Source organism: Chitinophaga agrisoli (assembly GCF_008386695.1).
GTDB lineage: Bacteria > Bacteroidota > Bacteroidia > Chitinophagales > Chitinophagaceae > Chitinophaga > Chitinophaga agrisoli.
Window position 1 is genome coordinate 2,959,878 of the sequence record NZ_VUOC01000004.1, and the last position, 25,338, is coordinate 2,985,215.

Genomic DNA, 25,338 nt, shown 5'->3' on the forward strand with positions numbered 1-25,338 from the left:
CGAAATAGGTTTTTATAGAGGTCAGGGTAATAAAATTATAGACTTTTCAGGGCCTTTTTAATAAGTCCTTCCAAGTCTTGCAATAGTGGTTCTGTTTTCAGCACCTTTTGTATCGCCTGTTCTGCCACGTTACGGGCGATACCCAAGGTTACCAAAGCAATTAACGCATCTTCCTGCAATGTATTGTTTGCGGGAGCAGATATTTGCAGGCCTGTATCTTTATTCCTTTTTATCTTGTCTTTTAGCTCCAGGATTATACGTTTGGCCGTTTTAGCGCCTATGCCTTTGATGCTTTCCAGCATTTTCTCGTTCTCCATGGCAATGGCCCGCTGGATGTCTTCCGGCTGCAGGGAGGATAGCATTACCCGGGCAGTGGTGGCGCCTATGCCGGATACGCCAATAAGGAGCAGGAACATGGTCCGTTCCGGCTCGTCAAAAAAACCATAAAGGGTATGGGCGTCTTCTTTAATGTGCAGAAAGGTGAGCAGCTTGCAATTCTCTAACCCCTGGATACGGGAGTAAGTATTTAAACTGATCTGGACTTCGTAGCCTACTCCCTGCACTTCCACATGCACCATAGCCGGTGATTTGTGGGTTAATTTCCCATTTAGGTAAGCGATCATAAGGATTAATAAGTCAACAAACTTACGGAAAAACTCGTAAGTGGGGATTCATTTCCGGGCGGCCGGAGGCTAGTACTGATAAGTTAAGACTTTTGAAATTCTTTTAATATCGTATTTTTACGCCTTAGTTAAAAACAACTATTCACTAATATGGGTAAAATAACGGCCGCTATTACAGCGGTGGGTGGGTATGTTCCTGACTATATCCTTAGCAATAAGGAACTGGAAACACTGGTAGATACTACGGATGAATGGATCACCACCCGCACGGGGATCAAGGAAAGAAGGATTTTAAAGGGGGCGGACAAGGGCACTTCTGAGATATGTGTGCCGGTGGCCCAGGAGATATGCCGTAAAAGAGGCATCAGCCCGGAGGAGATAGATCTGCTGATCGTAGCTACCGTAACGCCGGACATGGTATTTCCGGCCACTGCCAACGTGGTAACTGATAAAATAGGCGCCAAAAATGCCTGGGGATTTGATATCAACGCCGCCTGTTCCGGCTTCCTGTATGCCCTGGACACCGGCGCACGCTTTATTGAAAGCGGACGTTACAAAAAGGTAATGGTCATTGGGGCGGATAAGATGAGCGCCATTATCGATTATTCTGACCGCAGCACCTGTATCATTTTTGGTGATGGCGGCGCAGGCGTACTGCTGGAGCCCGATACCGAGGGGTATGGCCTGGTAGACAGCATCCTGAGAAGCGATGGCCATGGCCGCGAATTCCTGCACATGAAAGCCGGTGGCTCTGCCCGTCCGGCCAGCATAGAAACCGTTACCAACAAGGAGCATTACGTGTACCAGGAAGGTAAGACGGTATTCAAATATGCCGTAGCAAATATGGCGGAAGCTGCGCATGATATCATGCAGCGCAACCAGCTCACCTCCGACTCCGTAAGATGGCTGGTGCCACACCAGGCCAACAAACGTATCATAGACGCCACTGCACAGCGTATGGGCCTGCCGGAAGAGAAAGTGATGATGAACATCCAGCGCTATGGCAACACGACAGGCGGTACTATTCCCCTGTGTCTGTGGGATTATGAGAAGCAACTGAAAAAAGGCGATAACCTGGTACTGGCAGCCTTTGGCGGCGGCTTTACCTGGGGCGCTAGTTATATTAAGTGGGCATACGATCCCAAGTAAGTAGCCGTTAGCTTTTAGCTGTTAGTGATTGGAGCGGATGTGTTTTCCGTTTTAAGCGCTAACAGCTAACGGCTAAAAATAGCTGTTAATGAAACGAGGGTAACTCATATATAAACGCAAACCCTTCCTGCTGACGGGCTGCGCTGATATGGCCGCCCATTTTGTCCATAAAGTCTTTACAGATCACCAGGGCCAGCTCCGCATCATGCTCCCGGTACTGCTGATAATAGGCGGTGCCCCGGTATTCGAACAGGTGGGGCAGCATGGCGGCGGTGATGCTTACCTCCAATACCTTTACCAGCACTTTTACAGCGCCTGCCTCTTCCCTGGCCTGTACCACTATCTGACCGCCCGGCATGGAAAATCCAACGGCGCTGTTCAACAAGGTACGGTGTACAAATTGCAGCATTTCCCGCTCTGCAGCTACATTAATATGAGGCGGCGCTTCCATCTCCACTTTTACCCCTTTTTCCTGTAGCGCCGGTTCTATCGTGTGCAGGGCTTCCATCATCATATCGCTCACATTGCAGGGAGCCGGGGCATATATAAAACCGGACAGCTGCGACTTGATCCAGCGCAGGATGTTGTCAAATACGGCCAGCGTTTTACCGGAGGAGGCCTCTACCTGCTCCACGGTACGCATCATCTCCTCCTTATCCATGGTTTGGTTCTGCAGCATGGCGGCTACGCGGATAATATTATTCAGCGGATCGCGGAAATCGTGCGCGATCACGGAGATTAGCTTATTCTTAAAATCATCATTGGCCCGGAGCAGGCGGTTCTTTTCAGAGATAGCGGCATTCATACCGGCCAGGCGGCGCTCGTACTGGCGGGAGGACCGGTAGTGGCGGTAATATACGGCCGTGATGCCAATCAGTAGCAACAACAAAGCGCCCAGCAACCATATAAGGGTACGCCGGGTGGCCCTGTGCAGGTTATTCTGCTCAATGGCCTGCCGCTGCACCTGATTACGCAGCTGCAGGGATTGCAGCTCCTGCTCCTTCAGGAAATACTCCAGGTAATTGATCTCCTGGCGGCTTTTACGCAGGGCCAGCTGGTGATTGGCCAGCGCCAGCGCGCCCTGGCCGTAGTAGGCGGTCTGGTTCACATCCTTTGCGGCCGCATAGTAGCGGTACAGGAAAGGCAGCATGGTCATCATCCGCTCATAATACCCCGCTTTCTGCGAGAGCGCAAAGATCTTTCCCATATAAGGGATACTGTCGGCCTTATAACCCAGGGGAATAAAATTGTCGATAATACGGGAGTAGGCCTCTATGGCCAGGTGCAGGTAGCCTTTTTGCAGCGCGGTATCCGCTATGCTGTTGATCAGCCGTTCTCCCTGCAGCCCCTGCCCTTGCCGGAGCAGGTTCACCGCTTCAAACATTTTTGCATATAACCATTCCCGGGAGTAAGGGTACCGGGCGGTAATGCCCTGTAGTTTACGATAGGCCCATGTAACGGAATCCTGTCTGGTACTGTCCTGCAGATACTCCAGGATAAAATTGCTGAGCACCAGGCTGTACATAGAGTCGTTGGTGAGGCGGTTACCCATAGCCATGGCCAGGTTCAGGTAATAACGTTCCATGGCGGTATCGCCGTCATCCTCATAGTCAATGCTCAGGTTATTCATCATATGGCATACGCTGGCGCTATCGCCCAGGGAACGGTACAGCTCCAGGGCAGAGAGCTCATAGGCAATGGCCTGGCGCAGGTTCAGCTGCTGGGAGTATACAATGCCCAGGTTACGGAGGGCGCCGGCCTGTCCTTTGCGGTATGCCAGGCGGGTGGCTACTTCGCGGGCATGGGTGGCAAACCAGAAACAGCTGTCGATATTATTGAGGTGGTAGTAAAAGCCCAGCTGGTTCAGCATATCTACATACGCCACACTATCGGTTACCTGGGCCAGGCTGTTACGCAGTGCAGCTATCTCCTTTAACTGCGCCGGGGCCCGCAAGCTGCCGGTCAGCAGCCAGAGGCTAAGTAAGAGGTATGTATAGCAGCGATGCATAATAGTTGTTAGTTTAGTTCCCCGCCGGCAGCGTATACGATAATGCCGCCCCCTTTTCCGGGTTATTGGCAGCGTATACGGTCCCGTTCATCATCTCCATAAAATCCTTACAGATGATCAGCGCCAGCCCGGCCCCCTGCTGTTTGGCGCGCCCTGGCCGGTCATTGGCGCGGTATTCAAACAGCTGCGGCAAAATATCTTCCGGTATCCCCACGCCTTCGTCCCTTACGGTAACGGTGATCTGACCCCCCGCTACTACCGCGGTAATATCCAGCGCGCCCTCCCTGGGCGAGAACTTGGCCGCATTATGTATGAAATTCCGGTGCACAAACTGCAGCATCTCCCTTTCTGCCAGTACCTGCAGCCCCTCCGGTATATTTACGGTCACACGCAGCTGCTTTTCACTGATCACATCCGCCAGGCTTTGCAGGGCGGCGCTCACCAGTTCCCGCAGGTCGCAGCGCTCCGGTGTATATACGAACCCGGAGAGCTGGGAGCTGATCCAGCGCAGGATGCTGTCAAAAGTATACAGGGTATCGCGGGAGCTGCGCTCTACGCGGGTAAGCAGGGCAGATGCTTCCTCCATGCTCAGCGCCTCATCTTTCAGGAAACCGGTGATCTCCTTGATATGCACCAGCGGCAGGCGGAAATCGTGCGCAATAAGGGAAATGAGTTTATTCTTAAAATCGTCGTGCGTGCGTAAGAGCGTGTTCTTCTCGCTGATCTCCCGGTATTTTTCCGCCAGGCGGGCGGCGTTTTGGCGGGAGCGTTTGTAGGAGTAGTAGAAGAAACCCAGTAATACCGCTATGCCTACTACAGACAACAGCAGCCCGCCTACCAGGTAACGGCGGCGGCGGTTCTCCAGGCGTTTGGTATCCAGCTGCTGTTGTTGCGAGCGGTGTTGCAGCTGCAGGGCGTTCAGCCGGCGGCCCTGCATGAAATAGGCCATATAATCCAGCTCGCCCTGGCTTTTATTGTTACTTTCCTTTTGGAGTATGTTCAGCATTAAGGCGCTGTAGCGCGCGGCTTCCTGCCGCTGGCCGTGTTGGGTATACCAGGTATACAGTTCCGTGGCGGTGGGCAGCAATAGTTCCCAGTAGCCGCCTGCTATGCCATATTTCACCATGGCGGCTTTATAGGTAGTGGAATCTGCCTGTTTTAACTGTATGCGGTAGGTGGCCATCTGGTCTGCGGCATAGAGGGCCAGGTAGGTATAACCGCCCTCCTCCGCATCCTGCATGATCTGCAGCAGCTGCGCCTGTGCGGGGGCGTATTGTTTTTTGCGGAACAGTTTATCCGCCTCGTACATGCGCAATCTTAACAGCATACGCTCGTCGTTATACCGGGAGGCAATGCTGTAGGCCTTTTCCAGCGCCCATTGGCAGGAGTCCCGCCGGGTGCTGTCCGTCCCATGTACGAAATGATAATTTACCAGCACCATGGCATACAGGGAGTCCTTGGGCAGGCGGCGGCCTATATCCATGGCCCGCGACATATAATACGTGGCGGAGGGCTGCCGCCCTTCGTAGCGGTAGTAAATAGCGATATTACTAAGCACCTGGCACATGCTGGCGCTATCCCCCAGCGTTTCAAAGGCCCGCAGGGCATCCAGGTAAAACCGGTATGACAGGTAGCTATTGGAGCGGAGCACGTAATAATTGCCCAGGTTATTCTGTACGGCGGCTTTGCCCCTGGCATAGTGCAGGCGGTCTGCCAGGTTCTGGGCGGTATTGATATACAGGAAACAGGTATCCAGGTTGTAGGGCAGGTATAGGGTAGACAGCCGGTTCAGTATGTCTACATAACGGGCGCTATCCTTTACCTGGTATAGCTCTTTCCTTAGCCTGCTGATCTCATGGCTTTGGGCGTGTAACAATTTTGCGCTGCAGAGCAGCCAAACACATAATGCTCCCCGGATTATGTATTTCCAATGTCGAATGCTATTCAATAAAGTGGGTTTTATTGTAATGGTGTACCCTCCTTCCGCATCGCGATTAAAATATACTAAAAAATATCTATGTAAAAAGATATATCATATGTGAAAATAGAGAAAAAAAGAACATAAATGATTATATCTCAAATACAAATCCCCGGCGGGTGAGCTGCTCATATTTCTGTTTATCAAAACGATACAGGTGTGCGCCTTTTTTTGAGGTGGTCTTATCCTTTTCTTCCAGCTTTTCCAGGATGTTCATGGCCAGCAGCTTTTTCCGGAAATTGCGCCGGTCCAGCTCGTGCTGGTAGATCTCTTCATACAAGCTGCGCAGCTGTGATAAGGTAAACTTTTCCGGTAACAGCTCAAAGCCGATGGGGTGAAAATGGGCATTATCCCGCAGTTTTTTGAGGGCGTCCGCTATCATGCGGCCGTGGTCAAAGATAAGGGGCGGTATCTGGTGCAACTCCAGCCAATGGGCGCCATGCTCTTCGGCCAGTATATGATCGTGCTCCTTTACGCGTATGAGGGCATAGTACGCGATAGAGATCACCCGGGCGCCGCTATCGCGCTCCACCTCTCCATAGCAGCCTAACTGGTCCATAAAGATGTTTTCCAGGCCGGTGGTCTGTTTAAGCACGCGGGCAGCAGCGGCATCGGTACTTTCGCCTTCCTGCACAAACCCACCTACCAGCGACCACTCCCCTTGTTTGGGATCTACCTTGCGCTGTATGACCAGCAATTTAAGCCTGCTGTCTTCAAAGCCGAATATGATACCGTCTACTGCTACTAAATGACGGGGAACGCCCGTATAAAAGGTTGATGCTGATTCCATAACGTAGCGGGTTATTACCAATTTACGATTTTAGTTAGATTTACACCCTATTCTGTACGTATAATAAGAGAATAAATCCAATAGCGAAAATAATGAATATAACTATCAGGGATGCACGCAGGGAAGATTGTGCGCGGCTGCTGGAGCTGATCCGTGAGCTGGCTATGTATGAGAAAGCGCCACAGGAAGTGACGGTTAGCCTGGAACATTTTATTGAGGCAGGGTTTGGCGAAAAGCCCGTATGGAAGGCTTTTGTAGCGGTAACAGAACAGGAGGACGGCGAGTTTATTGCCGGTTTTGCGCTGTATTATATCCGCTACTCTACCTGGAAAGGTAGCCGCATGTACCTGGAAGATATTGTGGTAACGGAAAGCTACCGGGGCAAAGGGATTGGCCACCAGCTGTTTCAGCGGCTGATCGCGGAAGCAAAGGAGAAAAAATTTAATGGCATTACCTGGCAGGTGCTGGAATGGAATGAGCCGGCTATTAATTTCTATAAGAAATATAATGCGCGTTTTGACCCTGAGTGGTGGAATGCGAGCATTGAGATCAGCGATTAGCTGTTAGCCATTAGCGTTTAGCGCTGGTGGGTTAACTGGCGGATAATGGTAAGGGGTAACTACGCTTCAACCTGTATCATGTTACACTTCAATACCCTCGAAAATACGCCGCTGCCTGTTATCTGTACTGTTTTTAATGAGGCATTCAGCGACTACATGGTGCCCATCCACCTCACGATGCCCTTGCTGGAGCAGAAGCTGCAGGGGGAGAACATCAGCCTGGCCCATAGCCTGGGCGCTTTTGACGGCGCTTCGCTGGTGGGGCTTATCCTGCATGGCACAGACGATTGGCGGCGCCCGCAGCTGCTTTACAATGGCGGTACGGGCGTGATACCCAGCCACCGGGGCCAACGTTTGGTACAACAGTTATACGGGCGTTATATACCGCAGTTTAAAACGCAGGGAGTAGCACAGCTGCTGCTGGAAGTGATCAGCACCAATACGCCCGCTATCAAAGCCTACCGGCATTGCGGCTTTACCCAAAGCCGTTTCTTTCACTGTTATAAGGGCCAACCTGCTCCGCAAAGGGTACGGGAAGATCTAACGCTGCGCCAGGATCTGTTGCCGGACTGGCCCCTGCTCAGCAGTTTTGGCAGCCAGCAGCCCAGCTGGGCCAACAGTATAGCCAGCATACAACGGGAGAGCACAGATACCGCCACCTGGCTGGCCTATCAACAGGATACCCTGGTGGGATTTATCAGCATTTACCGCGGTACCAAACGTATCCGGCAGCTGGGCGTACATCCGGATCACCGGCGGCAGGGCATTGCCAGCGCGCTGTTACAGCATGCGGTAAAGGAATACCACGGCCCGTTCTCTTTTGTGAATATAACAGATGACAATAAGGGATTACAGGCGTTTTTAGAGAAGAATGGGTTTACGCTTACGGTACAGCAGTATGAGATGAAGTTGATGTGCTAATGTGCTGATATGCTAATGTGCCAATGAGGGAATATTTCCCAAATGATCAGTAGCCTCCCATGAACAGATCGCGATATCAAATACAGATAATATAGCTCCCATCTGCCCAAAGCGCAATGTGCTGATGCGATTACAGATAATCTGTCATCACATCAGCACATTAGCATATCAGCACATCATCACATTAACTTACGCCATTCACAACGGCCTCTTTATATATCTTCGCGATCAGCCCCTGTAACACTTTACCCGGGCCTACTTCCGTAAAAGTAGTAGCGCCGTCTGCTACCATGGCCTGTACGGACTGTGTCCATTTTACAGCGCCGGTCAACTGATCAATAAGGTTCTGTTTGATCTCTGCGGGATCGCTTACCGCCTTTGCTACCACGTTCTGATATACCGGGCAGGAAGGCGTACTGAAAGTAGTGCTTTCAATGGCCTTTTGCAGCTCTTCCTTGGCAGGCGCCATTAACGGAGAGTGGAAAGCGCCGCCTACCGGCAGTACCAGGGCCCTTTTAGCGCCCGCAGCTTTCATCCGCTCACAGGCAATGTTAATGCCATTGATAGAGCCGGAGATCACCAGCTGGCCCGGACAGTTAAAGTTTGCCGGTACTACTACCTCGCCGGTTTCTGCGCTTACTGCGGCACAGATCTCTACTACCTTCGCATCGTCCAAAGCCAGTACAGCCGCCATAGTAGAAGGTTGTAACTCGCAGGCGCGCTGCATGGCCGTAGCGCGGATAAATACCAGGCGCAGGGCGTCTTCAAAGGTGAGGGCCTTGTTAGCCACCAGTGCGGAAAACTCGCCCAGGGAGTGGCCTGCCACCATATCCGGGCGCGCATCCTCAATACCCATAAAGGCAATAACGGAATGCAGGAAAACGGCCGGCTGTGTAACGTTGGTTTGTTTCAGGTCTTCTTCCGTACCGTTGAACATAGTATCTGATATACGGAAACCCAGGATGCTGTTAGCTTGCTCAAATAACTCTTTTGCTTTGGCGTTATTTTCGTACAGTTGTTTTCCCATACCCGGGAATTGTGATCCCTGGCCGGGAAATACGTAAGCGTGCTTCATTAAGGTTCTAGTTTAGTTGAAATAGCAGTGCAAAGGTAAATATTAATTAATATGATAATAAAGAACCTTCCGGGAATCAATGCTCCGGAAGGTTCACTTTAAATTAGACTTACTACCCACTTATTTCCCGATCAAACGCATAAATTCTGCCCGGGTGGTGCCATCTCCAAACTGCCCGGAGAATGCGGATGTAGTGGTAACAGAGTTCTGTTTCTGCACACCGCGCATCATCATACACAGGTGCTGCGCTTCTATTACTACGGCCACCCCTTGCGGCTGCAGCGTCTCCTGGATAGCGTCCAGGATCTGATGTGTTAAACGTTCCTGTACCTGCAGGCGGCGGGCAAATACATCTACCACGCGGGCCAGCTTGCTAAGGCCGGTAATATAACCGTTAGGGATGTATGCCACATGGGCCTTGCCAAAAAACGGCAGCATATGATGCTCGCACAGCGAGTACAGTTCAATATCCTTTACGATCACCATTTCACTGTACGCCTCTGTGAACTTAGCGCCCTGTAATATTGCCTTTGCATCCTGCTGATAGCCTTCTGTAAGGAATTGCATGGCCTTAGCCAGGCGTTCCGGTGTTTTCAGTAGTCCCTCCCGTTCTGCGTCTTCCCCTATCAGCTGCAAACATTCGTGGTAATTCTTTATTAGGCCATTAGTGACCTTTTCGTCGTAAGACTCGATCTTCTTATATGCCATTTATTGTACAGTTTCTGATTCCCAATCTATCTCTAAAGCCGGCATGATAAAACGTAGTATGTTATTTATTTGCCGCCATAATATTCTACGTAAATGCGGGGTGTTTCATATAGTTTAATACAGTGCAGCTGTACTTCTTCGGGCAGGTTTTTATCCAGCTCGTCCCATATGGCAATGGCAAGGTTTTCTGCAGAAGTGAATTTGCCCGCCATAAAGTCCACATCCAGGTTCAGGTTACGATGGTCCACCTTTTCTACGATCACATCCTTGATCACATCTCCCAGTGTTTTGGCATTGAATACAAAGCCGGTCTCTTTATCGGGCGTACCTTTTATTGTTACGTGCAGTTCGTAGTTATGACCATGCCAGTTATCATTGGCACATTTCCCGAACACCTCATCGTTCTTTTCTTTGCTCCAGGCGGGATTGGACAATTTGTGCGCAGCATTGAAATTCTCCACACGCGTTAAATAGATCATTACTTTATCAAAATTTTCCGCAAAAATACCATTAATCCGCGAGTCGGCCGTAAGTTTACAGGATGAATCTCCTGGTCACTGCTGCTACCGCCCTGGAAATCAAACCTTTCCAGGAATATTTAGCCCAATCCGGCCCTATTCCGGGCGTCCAAATTGATATATTGATCAGTGGCATCGGCCTCATGCACACGGCCTGGAACCTGGGCCGCCAATTGGCCCGCCAACGGCCGGACGTGGCCATACAAGCAGGTATAGCCGGCAGCTTTAACCACCAGTGGCCGTTGGGCCAGGTGGTAATGGTAGGCCGGGAGCAGCTGGGCGACCTGGGGGTGGATGACGCCGGCACCTTCCGGGACCTGTTTGAAATAGGCCTCTGGCAGCAGGGCCAGCCCCCTTTTGCCGGTACCGGGCTGGTAAATACCTTTACAGGGCTGCCTTATGTACCGGAATTACCCGTGGCCAGCAGCGTAAGCGTGCAAACCGTCAGCGGTAGCGCCGTATCCATAGAGCGGCTACAGCAATATACGCCGGATGTGGAAAGTATGGAAGGCGCGGCCTTTCATTATGGCTGCCTGGTGGAGCAGGTGCCTTTTCTGCAGTTGCGCTGTATCTCTAATTATGTAGAGGTACGGGATAAAAGCAAATGGAACATTCCACTGGCGGTAAAGGGGCTGAATGAAGCGCTGATCGACGTAATGAAAAAAATGGCGGACAACCGCCGCTAACATATACAGGATCAAAGAATTACAGAACAATTCAAACTCATAACCATGCACTTATCATTAGGTTTTTCACCTTGTCCGAATGACACGTTCATTTTTGACGCCATGGTGAACAACAAGATCGACACAGGAGGGCTGACATTTGACACAGCGCTGGAAGACGTTGAAACCCTTAACAAATGGGCTTTGGAAGGTAAACTGGCTATTACAAAACTCAGCTTTGCCCTGTACCTGAAAGTAAAGGAGCAGTACAACCTGCTCAACAGCGGCAGCGCCCTGGGCCGTGGCTGCGGACCTTTACTGATCGCTAAAAAAGCCATTGCGCCGGAGGATGTAAAGAACTGCCGGATCGCCATCCCCGGTGATAATACCACCGCCAACCTGCTGTTCTCCATCGCCTTTCCAGAGGCCAAAAATAAACAGGTAATGGTATTTTCAGAGATTGAGAGCGCCGTACTGGACGGCCGTGCAGATGTAGGCGTGATCATCCACGAAAACCGTTTCACCTATCAGCAGAAGGGCCTGGTAAAGATCATAGACCTGGGCGAGTTCTGGGAAAGCACCACCGGCAGCCCTATCCCCCTGGGCGGTATCTTTATCCGCAAGGATGTGCCGGAAGCCGTGCAGCAACAGGTAGATACGCTTATCCATGACAGCCTGCAGTATGCGTATAAAGGCTATCCCCAGTTATCAGATTATGTAAAACAGCATGCCCAGGAAATGGACGAGCAGGTAATGCGCCAGCATATTGATCTGTACGTAAATGATTTTAGCCTGGGACTGGGTGAAGAAGGCCATGCGGCAGTAGGAACGCTGATGGAGAAGGGCCTGAAGAGGTAGCTTTTAGCGGTTAGCTTCCAGCAATCCAGGCCTGGTTCCCACCGGCGCTTATCGCTAATAGCTAACCGCTAATAACTTATATCACAAACTTATCGGCAACATTTCATACAATACCTCATGCAGGATGCCCGCCGTGGCATTGGTATAGTTGCTGTTGCGGAAACTGCCTACCCAACGGATACCGTAGATGGCATTAGTAAGGAAGATCTCATCCGCATTTTCAAGGTCCGTGATGGATAACGGATATTCTTCTATTTTAAAGGGCAGCTCTGTTCTCAGTAAATATTTACGCATTACCCCACATACGCCGCCTTCTGATAAGGGCGGCGTGTAAATACGCCCATCACGCACTATGAACAGGTTGGCAACGGTAGTATCTGCTACCCGGCCATGATGATTCAGCAGAATGGCTTCATCCAGCTGGTGCTGGCGCGCATAGGTGGCCGCCATCACATAGGCCAGACAATTATTTGATTTGATGCTGGACAGTTTATCAATGCTTTTACGGGCATCAGGGAACACATCTATAGCCAGGCCTTTCTCATTCAGCTCAAAGATCTTACGGCTCAGCTCTGAGCACTGGATAATGAAGTGCGGCGTATTATCCACCGGATCATAAAAACCACCGCCCCCACGGAACACCGTAAGGCGCACCCTTGCAAGGCGCGACACGCCATTTTTGGCGCATAGATCAGTAATAAGACCGGAGAAATAATCCCTTGTGAAGTGGAGCGGCACATCAAAATGTAACCGGTTCATACTGGCTGCCAGCCGCTCAAAATGAAGGTCTGACAATAGTACCTGGCCCTGGTACACTTTCATGGTCTCAAAACAACCATCGCCGTAGCGGAAAGAACGGTTATCTGCCGTTAAAATAGGTTCTGATCCCGGAAGAAATCTTCCGTTGTAACAAATGAATCCAGCTTGCACTTTCGAACGCTTTTTAAGGTGACAGGATGCTTTTTTCTTGGGTTTGTTAAGTTAAGAAAATTTCATGGAAGAGAACCGTTAATTAACATTTAAAATCCGCTTTTTTTACTCCGACCGCAGGCTTTTTATAGGGTTGGTCAGGGCCGCTTTTATTGCCTTATAACCTACCGCTGCCCATGCCACTAAAATTGATAATATGATGGCCAGTACAAAAATGCCCCAACCCATATGGGTATGGTAATGGAAACCTTCCAGCCACTTTTGCATAAAATAATAACCTGCCGGCGCGGCAATAAGGAAAGCAATGCCTATCAGCACCGTAAACTCCTTTGAAAAAAGATATACGATATGCTGTACAGAAGCGCCCAGCACTTTACGTATACCCACTTCCTTGGTCTTTTGTACGGCCATGAATGATACCAGCCCATAAAGCCCCAGGCAGGAGATAAAGATGGCCAGGAAGGCGAAGATCTTGAACAGCTGCGCGGTCATTGCCTCAGCGGCGTAAAAATGGCTGATCCTGCTATCAAAGAAAGCACAGTCATAAATATAAGTGGGATATACTTCTGTAAAGACCTGCTGCACCTTAGCCAATGTAGCGTTTACATGGCCGGGATCAAGCCGCAGGGCCAGCGTGCTATACTCGGCGCCATCTGTCCCCATGACAATGGGCGCTATGGGCTCCGCCAGGGAGTTATCATTAAAATCACGCAACACGCCTGTTACAGGGCTTTGTTTACCGCTACGGTCAAAAGCGATCATCTTACCAATGATCTCATTATTTGATTTAAGACCCAGTTTCTTTACCAGGGTCTCATTCACCAGCAATTCCCTGGTGGTATCGCTGGCATAGGGCAAACGGCCGGCTGCCAGTTTCATACGGAAGGTATTCAGGTAGCCGGTATCGCCGCGCATTATCTTTACGCTGAAAGGTTGCCGCTCCGGGCTGTTGTTAAAATAAAGATCCCAATACTGCCCGCCCCTGGTAGAAGGCTCGCTGCCGCATAAGCTGGCTGCCATTACACCGGGTACTGCCGCCATACGTGTTCTCAGGTAAGTGTATTTAAGCTTCAGCGTGCTATCACTGGGCAGGTCCAGCAGAACAATCGCGTCTTTCTGAAAGCCCATGGACTGACTGCGGAAAAAATTCATTTGTTTCACCACTACCAGGGTACCTATCACCAGTAATTGCGCTATTACGAACTGACATACCACCAGCCCGCGCCGTAAGGAAATACCGCCTACTGTCTTAGCGCTGATCTTACTTTTAATAGCAGCTACCGGGTTAAAGCCGGACAGCACCATAGCCGGGTAAAATCCCGCCAGCAACGTTACCACAATAAAGGTTCCCACCAGAAATACCGGGATAGATGGGATATGCAGCAGGTCCATGGTCAACTGTTTGTTCATCAGGCTGCTCAGCGAAGGCAAGGCAATAGCGGCCAATATACAGCCGGTTATCAGCGCTATTAGCGTAATCAGGGCGGTTTCATACAGGAAATGCTGTACCAGCTGCCCACGGTCGCTGCCCAACACCTTGCGTACGCCTATTTCTTTAGACCGTGTAACGGATTGCGCAGTAGCCAGGTTAATGAAGTTGATGCAGGCTACCAGCAGCAGGAAGATCCCGATCAGCGCCAATGCCCATAGCTCGCGGGGAGAAAGGCTATCACCTCTGAGGGTACCAAAACGCGTATCCAGGTGCAGCTCCCGCAATGGCTGAAATGTAAGGGAAGATACCAGCGTGCTTTTATCCTCATCCTGCCGGTAATGCGTTTTTACAAAGGCCGGCATCCTCGCCTGCAGCGTTTGTATGTTTTGGTTGGCGGGCAACAGCACAAAACATTGGGAGTTGCCAGACAAACCGCGCCAGTCTTCATTATCCGGGCCATTTACATTGTTAAACCTGATCTTCATATAGGTGGCATAGGAAGCTCCTATTTTTACCGGCACATCCGTATTATCCGGCAGGTCTTTGTAAATGCCTACCACCCGCAGCGGTATACGATAAGACCACAGGAGGATAGTTTTGCCCATGGCATTGGCATAGCTGCCAAAATAATTATTGGCCAGACTTTGTGAAAGTACCACCGTATTAGGCGCTGTTATCCCCGTAGCGTTACCATCCAGCCATTTAAAATCGAATATATCATACAACAATGGGTCTGTAAAATAGATGCCATGACGCTCTTTAAACCGCTTTTCATCCGACAGGTTCTTGCCTGGCACATAGATCTGGGCTTCCCCTATATCCTGCATCGCAGAGACTTTTTCCAGAGAAGAGAAATCCTGGCGCAATGTCTTGGCCAGCGGTTCCGGTATCATGCTATGCTGCCACACCACTTCTCCATTGCTGCGGCTGCGGTCCGTAGTGACCATCCGGAAAATGCGGTCCCGTTTAGTCTGGTAGTCGTCATAGCTCATTTCGTAGCGGATCACCAGGAAGATGAGCAGGCTGGCGCCTATACCAATGGCCAAACCAAGTATATTAAGCAGGGAGAAGGATTTTTTTCTCCAAAGGGCGCGGAAGGAGAGTTTGAAATAGGTGTTGATCATGACGAGTGGATTGCCAGTTGGGTAGCAAAAAGCAGGTCAAAAATGCAGGTGGTTAATTATCAGTGAAATATACTTGATGATTGGGAGGGGGTTGTCCGGTTACGGGACAAAGGCGTTCAGTTCCGGACGGGGGTTATAGTGGGGTGGATGATCGTAATTATCGTTTTGTCATCCACCCCTCAAGTTTGTTTACTTCGTCGAATGCTGACCTTAGCGTCTCTAAAATCCGTAAGGGCGCATATCTTTGACTATTACTTTTAGTGAGTCCATTCGAGGCCGGCAATATCAAACTCCATCTGTCTCAACCCTTCATTATAAAACTCCGCCTCAATGATCATTTTATTCGCCGCCTTGGCGTTCTTCAGGAACTTCGACACATTAGTGATAAAAAGCACTTTTGAGTCTCCATCTGAGGATGTGGAGCAATTGTAAGTACCTGGTTGCTGGTCGTCAAACCGTACTCGTATGGCCTGGCCATCAATGCTATGGGCGAACTGACCCTTAGATACCATCAATATAATATCGGTCTTGCCATCCCGGTTTCTCAGGTAGACAGTAGCCACGGATCCGCCGTTATATGGGAATTCGAACTGCAGTTCCTCTTTGGCGTTAACATATGCGCCGTAAATTTTCTTTGAGGTCATTTTATCCTCTTCTTCCTTATATTGCCAGGAAGAGGTTGGCGTTTCTACTACTGAAGCGGCCATCGCTTTGGTACTATCAGGCGTCATAGAGGCAATCTGGGCAGAGTCAACCGCAACATTCATATTATTAATTTGCGGCCCACAACCGTAAAACATTCCTACGATCGCTAAAAGTGTTAGGGATAATCTTGTTTTCATCTAGGTGTATTTTGGTTATTTATTCTCTAGGGATATACGTTGCATTCCGGTCATCAACTTAGCGAAAAATAGAATACTAATATTAGCAACACAAACGTTTTGTTTTTTTAATGCCCCATCGGCTTTTCGATCAAATACTTATATCAGACTGTCCCTGTCTGTTCTCTGTGATGCTATGTTATAACCTCATCTCCGGGATCTCCCCCTCCACTACCAACCTCCCCGCCGTCTTCGCCTTGATCTCCTCCACACTAATCCCAGGTGCGCGTTCCACCAGCTTAAAACCCGCTGGCGTAACATCCAGTACAGCCAGCTCCGTTACGATCTTTTTCACACAATGCACGCCCGTAAGCGGCAACGTACATTGAGTCAGCAGCTTGCTTTCCCCTTTAGGATTCGTATGCATCATAGCCACGATGATATTCTGCGCAGAAGCCACCAGGTCCATAGCCCCGCCCATGCCTTTCACCATTTTGCCGGGTATCTTCCAATTGGCAATATCACCATTATCAGATACTTCCATCGCCCCCAGCACCGTCAGATCCACTTTACCGGCGCGGATCATACCAAAGCTTTCCGCAGAGTCAAAAAAGCAGCCACCAGGCAATACCGTTACCGTTTCTTTACCCGCATTGATCAGATCAGGATCTATATCTTCATCTGCCGGGTAAGGCCCCATGCCCAGCATGCCATTCTCTGACTGCAGCATAATGGAAATCCCGGCCGGCACAAAATTGGATACCAGCGTAGGAATACCGATCCCCAGGTTTACATACATACCGTCCTGTAATTCCTGTGCAATACGTTTTGCGATCCCGTATTTATCTAAAGGCATAAAAAACTAAGAATTTAACGTGAAACATTCGCCAGGCCTGGCAGCCGGCTCATTTACTTTAATATCCGCATATTCACATCATCCCCATCCGCTCCAATCCATCAGCACATCAGCACATCTGCACATCAGCACATCATCACCCCATCTTCACTGTTCTCCTTTCAATCCGTTTCTCATAATCCACTCCCTGGAAAATGCGGTGCACATAAATACCCGGTACATGTATCTGATCAGGGTCCAGCTCTCCGGGCGCTACCAGCTGCTCTACTTCCGCTATCGTGATACGGCCTGCTTTAGCCATAGAAGTACTGAAATTGCGCGTGGTTTTACGGAATACCAGGTTGCCCATGGTATCGCCTTTCCAGGCTTTTACAATAGCAAAATCCGCGTGCAGGGCAAGCTCCATCAGGTATTGCTTGCCATTGAACTCGCGGGTTTCCTTACCTTCTGCTATCTCTGTACCATAACCGGCTGGGGTAAAAAAAGCCGGTATGCCCATACCCGCCATCTGGATGCGGGTGGCCAGCGTGCCCTGGGGGATCAGGTCTACTTCCAGCTCGCCGCTTAACAGCTGCCGTTCAAACTCCGCGTTCTCTCCCACGTAAGAGGATAACATCTTTTTGATCTGACGGGTCTTTAACAACAGGCCCAATCCAAAATCATCTACGCCGGCGTTGTTGGAAATACAGGTGAGCCCTTTAACGCCCCGGCGGACAAGGCCATTTATACAATTCTCCGGAATACCGCTTAAGCCAAAACCGCCCAGCATCAATACCGCGCCATCGGGTACATCATGCAGGGCCTCATCGGCGTTAGCCACTACTTTATTCATGTTTTGGTGGTTTTACAGGGTTTAGTTTCCTTTTCAGCAAAGGCGAAATGGAATCTTGTTTTTTTGAATTTACGGTATTCTGCGGAATTGGGGTGCGTGTTTTTACTGCGTCTTGTTTCCTCTTGAGGAAAGGCAGGATAGTATCTTGTTTTTTTGAAAGTACCGTATTCTTGGGATATGGGAAAAACATACCGGGATCTACTCCATACTGTTTCATCCTTTCCAGACCATCCAATACAACGCGCTGCCGGGCTATTTCCGCCTGCATCATATCATACACTTCTTTGAGGCGGTTGGGATGCGCTTCGTAATATTTCCAGCTGGCCATGAATTCTTTTACGGAAAAATGGTGCAGGTCCAGGATCTGCCGGTAGTATTCCTTTACTTTCTGCTGGCGTACGGAGTCCGGTAAGGGTATGCCTCGCAGGGGGGATATATCATAACTGTAGGAGTCTGCCAGGTTCATGTCTATCAGCACATCGCGCATCTTCTCTTTTGATATCACATCGGCAGGCACCTTATCTGCCTGGCCACAGGCCAGGGCGCTCATCAGCAGGCAAACGATCGTTATGGTTCGTAAATTGGTCATTAGCTATTAGCTGTTAGCTGTTTGCGATTGCCCTTAACCAGCAGCTAACCGCTAATAGCTAAGAGCTAAGCGCTAACAGCTGTTATTTCATCTGTTGATACTTGTTGGCATTGGTGATATCCATCTGCGCCATCATCTGCGCGGCGCGGCTCTTATCCTGCGGCGGCGCTTTGGAGAAGACCTTCAGCAGCTCCTCTGATTTGGCGTTAAAGAACACCTGCAGCAGCATGGAGTTGGGAATATCCTGGTGGATGGCATACAGCATATTAAGGCTGTTCATAACAGCGGCGCGGCCTTTGTTCATATCCTCATACATCACATCCAGCCCCTGGCGGTGATACTGGTACATCACATCATGAAAACGGCTGAACTTGGAGTTCAGGATATTATCCTGCAGCCAGTAACGGTTGCGGTTACCTTCAAATGCCTTCCAGCCGGCGATCTCTTTGGCGTCCGGGGCATTGGTCACAATGTTGGCGGCTTTCTTAAAGAACTGATCGCCGCCCCGGGGAGAGAAGGAATCATAATCCAGGCCCAGGATGATATATACATAATACGCCAGTGTAGCCGTAAGGTTAGATACCAGCGGATCATTGGCCACCACACGGTTATCGCTGAACTCCAGCGGCTGGAACTCTACGTATTTAAAGGCCACATTCACATCCTGCGTATTCAGCAGGCTGCTAACGTAACTGGAGTTAAATACCGGCCGGGTGGCTTGTATGGTAAGGGTGGCATTATAAGTGTTGTTACCCACCTGCTGCTTAACATTCAGCATAAAATTGCACTCAATACGTTCGCTGGCCGTATAAGCGTCGTTAGACCAGCGCCGGTTATTCAGGAACTCCTTCATAGCCGTTTGCAGGGTGGTAAAGATCTTTTTGTCTACGCCGGTGATCTCATTGCTTACCACCGTTACATTGGCCCGTATTTCCTGGGCAAAGGCGGCAGCGGTGGTCAGTAACAGACAACAGGCAAGCATGCCGGCATAGCGCATGGTTTTTCTAAGGCGGGATATGGGACTATTTTTCATGTTGCAGTTCTATTATGGCCGAAACAATGTCTTTGGCCACTTCCTGCTTGGATTTGAGCGGAAGCGGGGTTTCCCTGCCGTCGCGGTCAAACAGGGTCACCTTATTGGTATCGTGGTTAAAGCCCGCGCCTTCATCCTTGAGGGAGTTGAGGACGATAAGGTCCAGGTGCTTTTCCCGCAGTTTCTTGAGCGCGTATTCCTTTTCGTTGTTGGTCTCCAGGGAAAAGCCTACCAGCAGCTGATCCTGGCCTTTATTATTACCCAGGGTACGCAGGATATCATGCGTTTTCTCCAGCTCCAGGGTCATGCCTTCATCGCCTTTCTTGATCTTTTTATCTTCCATGGTCTTGGGCCGGTAATCCGCTACGGCGGCGGCCATCACCACAATATCCGACATAGGGTAATTAGCAATACAGCTGCTGAACATCTCCGCGGCGGTACGTACATGTATGGTTTCTACCGCCGGATCCGAAGGAGTATACCGGGTAGGCCCCAGCACCAGTTTTACGGAGGCGCCGGCGGCTGCCAGCGCATCGGCAACGGCAATACCCATTTTGCCGCTGGAGTGGTTGCTGATAAAACGCACCGGGTCAATAGGCTCTACGGTAGGCCCTGCCGTTACCAGCGCCAGCTTGCCCTTTAAAGGCTGCGGTGCGGGCATTACATTCTGCTGACTGCCAAAGAACTGACGCAGGTAAGCCACAATATGCTCCGGCTCTGCCATACGCCCTTCGCCAAACAGGCCGCTGGCCAGCTCCCCGTTTTCAACAGGTATCTGGCGATGACCATATAACAATAGCTTTTCTATATTACTGCGGGTGGCGGGATGGTGCCACATATCTTCATCCATAGCAGGCGCAAATACCACCGGACAGGTTGCGGAGAGGTATACGGCCAGTAACAGGTTATCGCACTGACCATGGGCCATTTTAGCCAGGGTATTGGCGGATGCCGGCGCTACCAGCATCACATCGGCCCAGCGGCCCAGCATCACATGATTATTCCAGCTGTTTTGATCATTGATGGATATCAGTACTTGCTCTTTGGATAATGTAGAGAGGGTGAGGGGAGTGATAAAATCACAGGCGGCAGCGGTCATCACTACTTTTACCTGGGCGCCTTCCTTTATCAGCAGGCGGATAATGGTGGCCGCTTTGTAAGCAGCAATACTACCGGATACGCCTAATAGGATCTTTTTTCCTTGTAACATCTTTGTATGGTTTGCAAACTGCCAACGGGCCGGAACAGCAAGCTACAAAACAAAAGCGGCAGAAAAAAATTGTTCCTGCCGCTTTTCATATCGTTAACTGTTAACAGTCCGCAGGTTATACAACAGCCACCCGTTACCGGATTGCCTGCTGTTATTATGCTGCCAACTGCCAGTTATAAACTCAACTGTACAGATCATCATCATTCCTGCGGAAGTAGATCTTATCTTCCAGGAATTCTGCTGTAGCCTGGATAGCCGGATTAGCCATCCTCTCATAGAAGCGGGAGATCTCGATCTGCTCTTTGTTCTCGTGCACTTCTTCCAGATTATCCGTATGGCTGGCAAATTCTTCCAGTTTGGAATGCAACTCTTCCTTCACAGATATGTTGATCTGGTTGGCGCGCTTAGCAATAACGGCAATTGATTCATATAAATTGCCTGTTTTGCTTTTGATCTCTGTGGTACTTTTTGTTTCTACCCAGGGATTGAGACTACTGGTTAGACTTCTCTTTATTTTGCTCATTGGAAGGTTTGTTAGTGTTTTGAAAGCTATTATTGATCGTGCTGTTTGTATTCAGCATGTTATTTATGTCGTTCTTCTGCCTGGCGGCGCGGCGGGCGCGCTCTTTTTCGATCTTGGCAGTTTCGCTGTCCAGCGTTTTGATATTGGTCTGCGCCAGGGCATAATAATGCTCCGCGTCAGGCTTGATCTTACTGGAAGGATAGTGATCTGCAAAGTCCATATATTCTGTTACCACCTCTTCATAGCGCTCTTTCTGCCTTTCAATGATGCTGTTCTTGGCATAATTAAAATAGGCTTTGATGGCCATGAGCTTGTATTCGTCGCTTTTATCGGAATCCGGGTAATTGCGCTGCAGCCCTTTAAAGGCAATAGCGGCGGACTTATAATATCCCAGGTTATAATACAGCTCTGCGCTGTTATATTCCTTTTTCTCCAGCTTACGGCGGCACAGCTCAATCACCAGGTTGGCTTCCGCTACCTTATCTGAGGTGGGATAACTGTTGATGTATGTCTGCATGGCAGAAATGGCCTTTACCGTATTGGTCTGGTCCAGGTTCACCTTGGGCGACTGTTTATAATAACAATAGGCCTGCATATAATCTACTTCAGTAGCATGCGGGCTGTTAGGGAACGCGTCCAGGTAATTCTTGAAGTGGAAGGCGGCCTGCACATAATCCTTTACATAGTAAGAACAGTAAGCGTAGTTGTAATAGATAGGTTCAAACTTATCAGTGCCTTTATATACGGGGAACAGTTCCTCATACAGGAGCTGTGCCTGGGTATATTTCTTCTTTTTGTAGAGTTTATCGGCATAAGCCAGCTTCTTCGAGAAGTCTTTGCTTTTCTCGATCCGGCGCAATTCCATATTGCACGAAGTGGCTACTACCAGTGTAAAAAGAGTAAGATATATAAAAATTTTGCGCATAAAAGAAGGGCAAAGTTAAGAATTAAATGTAAATGTAAGGCGCGGGGATATTGGCCGTTGTTAAAATTTTGCAAAAATGAGATGGGACGGGCCGTAGCGGGCGGTGAAGGGAAGGCGGATGGGGGTGGGTGGGCAGGTTGGCGCGGCGACGGCAGGCAGACTGGAATGCAGGCGGGTAAGGGTTTATGAGGATCCGGATGCAGCCAGCAAGATTGGCTGACGGGGCGCTGAGGGCAGCGGAAAGTACAGGCCGATGGGGCGCACAGGAGACCGGATGCAGGCAAACCGGGGCACAATGGGAAAACTGATCGCGTAAAAGGACTACCTGATCACAGGAAGTGGAGAAATGTGGGAGAAATCCGGGAAACTGGCTGCTATAGTGGGTTTTCTGAACCCGTATCCGGCTAACCGGAGATCCCTATGGTCACAAAACAGCCGATTATCCTCCGCTTTTCCCTAAAAGCCCTCACCCGAATCCCGTTTACGCCCCCGCTATAGACCCAGACAGCCACCGGGAAATTACCGGCACCCCAAAACAGGCCGGTCCTCGCCCCGTAACCCCGTACCAGGACTAAAAAAGCCTGCTGTAAACCTAAAACAGGATCTTCTGACAACAGTGTAAACCTATATCAGGACTAGACCATCATCCCCAATCCCACTCCCACACTACGTTACAAGTAGGATAAAGCATAGATAAGGTATTCCTTATAAGATATGCTTTATCTATGCTTCATCTATACTATATGTATGCAGCATCAATGGTTGATCCAATTCTTCAGTACGCACAACCGCCGGCCTACCCCAGGATGATCCACGGGCATGACTAAATCCCCCTGCCAGGGGAGCATAATCAGACTTTGTCAATACAACGAATCGGCTATAGTTGCCTGATGAGCAGGCTATAAAGGGGTCATGTGAATATCAGGCGTGAAAAAGCGGTGGAGAACCGCCCTACCCCTTATCCACCAAGAAACACACACTATTCACAGGTTATCCACATTTCACTCATCACTATCCACATCAAAATGGGCATAAATCCACTTAGCGCCAATATTTTAGGCAGTCTATCCCTGTGGAAAAAATTTACAATTCATTTTTTCGTTAAAAAGTGGGAAAAAGTGTTATTTTGTGTTAGAAATGGATTTCAAGGTCTTTCGCCCCACTGTATGACAGGTTTTCTTGGAGAATATGAGGCTACGCTGGATGCAAAAGGGCGCTTTTTACTACCTGCTGGATTTAAAAAGCAGTTAGCAGACGGCGCCGGGGAACAGTTTGTACTGAACAGAGGGTTTGAAAAGTGTTTGACCTTGTATCCCATGAATGAATGGCAGCCCATTTTTGAGCGTATCAGCAAGTTGAATGATTTTGATCCGAAAGTTAGGGAATTCCGCCGCTATTTCCTGAACGGCGCCACCATTTTGGAGCTGGATAGTGCGGGGCGGTTGCTGATCCCCAAAAACCTGATGGCATATGCCTCACTGGAAAAGGACATTGTATTGGCTGCGGCCACTAACAAAATAGAGATCTGGGATATAAGTAAGTACCAGGAGTTCTTTGAAAATTTCTCACCAGGGGCCTTCAGTGATCTGGCGCAACAGGTGATGACAGGAAACATGGAGTAATTAGTAACTACTGATTACGAATTACAAATGGGACCGGAGCCACTTTTCTATCAATGGCCCATCATGATTTGTAATCGCATGATCAGCAATTGTAACGCGTTTCCCATAAGCTGCTGCCTTCATCATTCGTAATTAGTAATTAGTAATTAGTAATTGACTATGTATCATTTGCCCGTACTGCTGCAGGAAGTGATTGACAACCTGCAGATCCGCCCTGACGGCACATATGTAGACGCCACCTTTGGCGGCGGCGGGCACTCCCGCGCCATCCTCTCCCACCTGGGCGAAAATGGCCGGCTGCTGGTCTTTGACCAGGATGAAGACGCCTACCGCAACCGCATAGAAGATGAGCGCGTCACCTTTGTGCAACAGAATTTCCGCCACCTGCAACGTTTCCTGAAACTGCATAAAGCAACAGAAGTAGACGGCATACTGGCAGACCTGGGCGTTTCCAGCTACCAGTTTGATACTGCAGAAAGAGGCTTCAGCACCCGTTTTGAAGGTAACATGGACATGCGCATGGACCAACGCGCCCCCCTCACCGCATCACAAGTGCTGCAAACCTATTCTGAACAACGGCTACACTTGCTGTTCCAGGATTACGGGGAAGTGACCAATGCCCGCACCTTGGCTAAAACCATTGTGCAGCAACGCAAAACAAACCCGCTGCGCACCATCGGCGAATTCAAGTCCATGATACAGCCCATCGTAAAAGGCAATCCCCAGAAATACCTGGCACAGGTGTTCCAGGCGCTGCGGATAGTAGTGAACGATGAGCTGGGCGCATTGAAAGAGCTGTTAGAACAATCGGCCCAGGTATTAAAACCAGGGGGAAGGCTGGCCATGATCACCTTCCATTCACTGGAAGACCGGCTGGTGAAGAATTTCATGAAAACCGGACAATTCGAGATCCAGGACAATACGTACGCTTTCACCACCGACACTCCCCCTAAGACCTTCCAATTGATTACCAAAAAACCAATAGTTGCCGGCGCTGCAGAGTTGAAGCAGAACACGAGATCAAGAAGCGCCAAATTAAGAGTAGCAGAGAAAATTGGATAATGTGCCGCTATACTGAACCGTTTTAATAGCAGCAGCAGATCAGCACAGCCAATCAGCATATTAGCACATTAGTACATTAGTACATGAGTTAGATTATGAAGGAAGAGATAGCAGATATTGAACAGGAGGAAATACAGGAACCGGCGCCAGAGGAAACAACCGGCCAGAAACGGGAATGGCGCTTACGCATCAACTACCGCGCACTGGTCGCCAATATGCCCTTTATCCTGTTCCTAAGCCTGCTGGCGCTGGTGTACATCGCCAACAGCCACCTGGCAGAGAAGAAGATCCGCCGCATCAATAAATTGGGCAAAGAGATCAAAGAACTGCGCTGGGAATACCTGAATGTGAAAAGTGAGCTGATGTTCCGTAGCAAAATGAGCGAAGTGAGCAAAGCCGTGGAGCCCCTGGGGCTTAAATCCCTGAACAATCCACCGCAGAAGATCGAAATAAAGAAAAAGGAGGACGAATAGGAAAATTCACCCGTACAAACTCCTTCACGACATGTAAACAAAGCGGCCTGCAA

Annotated in this window: 25 protein-coding genes; 8 read left to right on the forward strand and 17 right to left on the reverse strand. The window is 49.6% G+C overall.

The features are described from left to right. Nucleotides 1-35: 35 nt before the first annotated feature. The gene (gene ruvA, locus F0L74_RS30755) at nt 36-623 is read right to left on the reverse strand and encodes a Holliday junction branch migration protein RuvA (RefSeq protein WP_149841712.1); all 588 of its coding nucleotides are present in this window, start codon (nt 621-623) and stop codon (nt 36-38) included. Between the two features lie 150 nt (nt 624-773). Here ruvA and F0L74_RS30760 point away from each other — a divergent pair, with 150 nt between their 5' ends. Then, complete coding sequence (locus tag F0L74_RS30760) at nt 774-1,772, forward strand: beta-ketoacyl-ACP synthase III (protein WP_149841713.1); 999 nt, start codon at nt 774-776, stop codon at nt 1,770-1,772. An 85-nt stretch (nt 1,773-1,857) separates the two neighbouring features. Here the strand turns inward: F0L74_RS30760 and F0L74_RS30765 are convergent, their stop codons facing one another. From F0L74_RS30765 to F0L74_RS30775, 3 genes are all read right to left on the reverse strand, one after another. After that, complete coding sequence (locus F0L74_RS30765; RefSeq protein WP_149841714.1) at nt 1,858-3,780, reverse strand: ATP-binding protein; 1,923 nt, start codon at nt 3,778-3,780, stop codon at nt 1,858-1,860. A gap of 13 nt (nt 3,781-3,793) precedes the next feature. Continuing rightward, complete coding sequence (locus tag F0L74_RS30770) at nt 3,794-5,656, reverse strand: ATP-binding protein (protein WP_149841715.1); 1,863 nt, start codon at nt 5,654-5,656, stop codon at nt 3,794-3,796. A 193-nt stretch (nt 5,657-5,849) separates the two neighbouring features. Then, on the reverse strand, nt 5,850-6,548 hold the full coding sequence (locus tag F0L74_RS30775) for an NUDIX hydrolase (RefSeq protein WP_149841716.1): 699 nt from the start codon (nt 6,546-6,548) through the stop codon (nt 5,850-5,852). Nucleotides 6,549-6,640: 92 nt separating this feature from the next. On the opposite strand from F0L74_RS30775, the gene F0L74_RS30780 reads away from it, so the two are divergent. Both F0L74_RS30780 and F0L74_RS30785 read left to right on the forward strand, forming a co-directional pair. Further along, nucleotides 6,641-7,108: a GNAT family N-acetyltransferase gene (locus F0L74_RS30780; RefSeq protein ID WP_149841717.1), complete on the forward strand. Its 468-nt coding sequence runs from the start codon at nt 6,641-6,643 to the stop codon at nt 7,106-7,108. A gap of 78 nt (nt 7,109-7,186) precedes the next feature. Continuing rightward, nucleotides 7,187-8,029 carry a GNAT family N-acetyltransferase gene (locus F0L74_RS30785; protein ID WP_188316239.1) on the forward strand — a complete coding sequence of 281 codons (843 nt, stop codon included), beginning with the start codon at nt 7,187-7,189 and terminating at the stop codon, nt 8,027-8,029. Between the two features lie 184 nt (nt 8,030-8,213). Here the strand turns inward: F0L74_RS30785 and fabD are convergent, their stop codons facing one another. The 3 genes from fabD to F0L74_RS30800 all read right to left on the reverse strand — a co-directional run bounded on the left by fabD (nt 8,214) and on the right by F0L74_RS30800 (nt 10,291). Then, nucleotides 8,214-9,104, reverse strand: coding sequence for an ACP S-malonyltransferase (fabD, locus tag F0L74_RS30790; RefSeq protein WP_149841719.1), 891 nt, complete (start codon nt 9,102-9,104; stop codon nt 8,214-8,216). Nucleotides 9,105-9,224: 120 nt separating this feature from the next. After that, on the reverse strand, nt 9,225-9,812 hold the full coding sequence (gene folE, locus F0L74_RS30795; RefSeq protein ID WP_149841720.1) for a GTP cyclohydrolase I FolE: 588 nt from the start codon (nt 9,810-9,812) through the stop codon (nt 9,225-9,227). Nucleotides 9,813-9,877: 65 nt separating this feature from the next. Then, nucleotides 9,878-10,291, reverse strand: coding sequence for a 6-pyruvoyl trahydropterin synthase family protein (locus F0L74_RS30800; protein WP_149841721.1), 414 nt, complete (start codon nt 10,289-10,291; stop codon nt 9,878-9,880). Between the two features lie 62 nt (nt 10,292-10,353). Here F0L74_RS30800 and mqnB point away from each other — a divergent pair, with 62 nt between their 5' ends. Both mqnB and F0L74_RS30810 read left to right on the forward strand, forming a co-directional pair. Next, the gene (gene mqnB / locus F0L74_RS30805) at nt 10,354-11,016 is read left to right on the forward strand and encodes a futalosine hydrolase (protein ID WP_149841722.1); all 663 of its coding nucleotides are present in this window, start codon (nt 10,354-10,356) and stop codon (nt 11,014-11,016) included. A 45-nt stretch (nt 11,017-11,061) separates the two neighbouring features. Continuing rightward, nucleotides 11,062-11,853 carry a 1,4-dihydroxy-6-naphtoate synthase gene (locus F0L74_RS30810; protein WP_149841723.1) on the forward strand — a complete coding sequence of 264 codons (792 nt, stop codon included), beginning with the start codon at nt 11,062-11,064 and terminating at the stop codon, nt 11,851-11,853. Between the two features lie 81 nt (nt 11,854-11,934). Here the strand turns inward: F0L74_RS30810 and F0L74_RS30815 are convergent, their stop codons facing one another. The 10 genes from F0L74_RS30815 to F0L74_RS30860 all read right to left on the reverse strand — a co-directional run bounded on the left by F0L74_RS30815 (nt 11,935) and on the right by F0L74_RS30860 (nt 22,128). Continuing rightward, nucleotides 11,935-12,783 (reverse strand): aminotransferase class IV, encoded by an 849-nt coding sequence (locus F0L74_RS30815; protein WP_149841724.1) that lies wholly within the window; start codon nt 12,781-12,783, stop codon nt 11,935-11,937. Nucleotides 12,784-12,888: 105 nt separating this feature from the next. Beyond that, nucleotides 12,889-15,339 (reverse strand): FtsX-like permease family protein, encoded by a 2,451-nt coding sequence (locus tag F0L74_RS30820; RefSeq protein WP_149841725.1) that lies wholly within the window; start codon nt 15,337-15,339, stop codon nt 12,889-12,891. Nucleotides 15,340-15,596: 257 nt separating this feature from the next. Further along, the gene (locus F0L74_RS30825) at nt 15,597-16,106 is read right to left on the reverse strand and encodes a hypothetical protein (RefSeq protein ID WP_149841726.1); all 510 of its coding nucleotides are present in this window, start codon (nt 16,104-16,106) and stop codon (nt 15,597-15,599) included. A 253-nt stretch (nt 16,107-16,359) separates the two neighbouring features. After that, on the reverse strand, nt 16,360-17,016 hold the full coding sequence (locus F0L74_RS30830; RefSeq protein WP_149841727.1) for a 3-oxoacid CoA-transferase subunit B: 657 nt from the start codon (nt 17,014-17,016) through the stop codon (nt 16,360-16,362). Nucleotides 17,017-17,152: 136 nt separating this feature from the next. Continuing rightward, a complete protein-coding gene (locus tag F0L74_RS30835) occupies nt 17,153-17,848 on the reverse strand; it encodes a CoA transferase subunit A (protein ID WP_149841728.1) in 696 nt (231 codons plus the stop codon). After that, nucleotides 17,841-18,437, reverse strand: coding sequence for a DUF4296 domain-containing protein (locus F0L74_RS30840; protein WP_149841729.1), 597 nt, complete (start codon nt 18,435-18,437; stop codon nt 17,841-17,843). Before F0L74_RS30840 ends, F0L74_RS30835 begins: the two co-directional genes overlap by 8 nt. Nucleotides 18,438-18,519: 82 nt before the next feature. Continuing rightward, nucleotides 18,520-19,470, reverse strand: coding sequence for a type IX secretion system protein PorD (gene porD / locus F0L74_RS30845; RefSeq protein ID WP_149841730.1), 951 nt, complete (start codon nt 19,468-19,470; stop codon nt 18,520-18,522). Then, nucleotides 19,460-20,680, reverse strand: a complete 1,221-nt coding sequence (gene coaBC / locus F0L74_RS30850) for a bifunctional phosphopantothenoylcysteine decarboxylase/phosphopantothenate--cysteine ligase CoaBC (protein WP_149841731.1) — start codon at nt 20,678-20,680, stop codon at nt 19,460-19,462. Before coaBC ends, porD begins: the two co-directional genes overlap by 11 nt. A 181-nt stretch (nt 20,681-20,861) precedes the next feature. Beyond that, nucleotides 20,862-21,203, reverse strand: coding sequence for a DNA-directed RNA polymerase subunit omega (locus F0L74_RS30855; protein WP_149841732.1), 342 nt, complete (start codon nt 21,201-21,203; stop codon nt 20,862-20,864). After that, entirely contained in the window at nt 21,172-22,128 is a 957-nt protein-coding gene (locus F0L74_RS30860) for an outer membrane protein assembly factor BamD (protein ID WP_149841733.1), read from the reverse strand. The genes F0L74_RS30855 and F0L74_RS30860 overlap by 32 nt, the downstream gene beginning before the upstream one ends. Before the next feature lie 914 nt (nt 22,129-23,042). Here F0L74_RS30860 and mraZ point away from each other — a divergent pair. The 3 genes from mraZ (at nt 23,043) to F0L74_RS30875 (ending at nt 25,285) form a co-directional block, all read left to right on the forward strand. Next, the gene (mraZ, locus tag F0L74_RS33950) at nt 23,043-23,750 is read left to right on the forward strand and encodes a division/cell wall cluster transcriptional repressor MraZ (RefSeq protein ID WP_246197869.1); all 708 of its coding nucleotides are present in this window, start codon (nt 23,043-23,045) and stop codon (nt 23,748-23,750) included. A gap of 159 nt (nt 23,751-23,909) precedes the next feature. Continuing rightward, on the forward strand, nt 23,910-24,812 hold the full coding sequence (gene rsmH / locus F0L74_RS30870) for a 16S rRNA (cytosine(1402)-N(4))-methyltransferase RsmH (RefSeq protein WP_149841734.1): 903 nt from the start codon (nt 23,910-23,912) through the stop codon (nt 24,810-24,812). 95 nt (nt 24,813-24,907) lie between these two features. Continuing rightward, nucleotides 24,908-25,285, forward strand: a complete 378-nt coding sequence (locus F0L74_RS30875) for an FtsL-like putative cell division protein (protein WP_246197871.1) — start codon at nt 24,908-24,910, stop codon at nt 25,283-25,285. Nucleotides 25,286-25,338 lie beyond the last annotated feature (53 nt).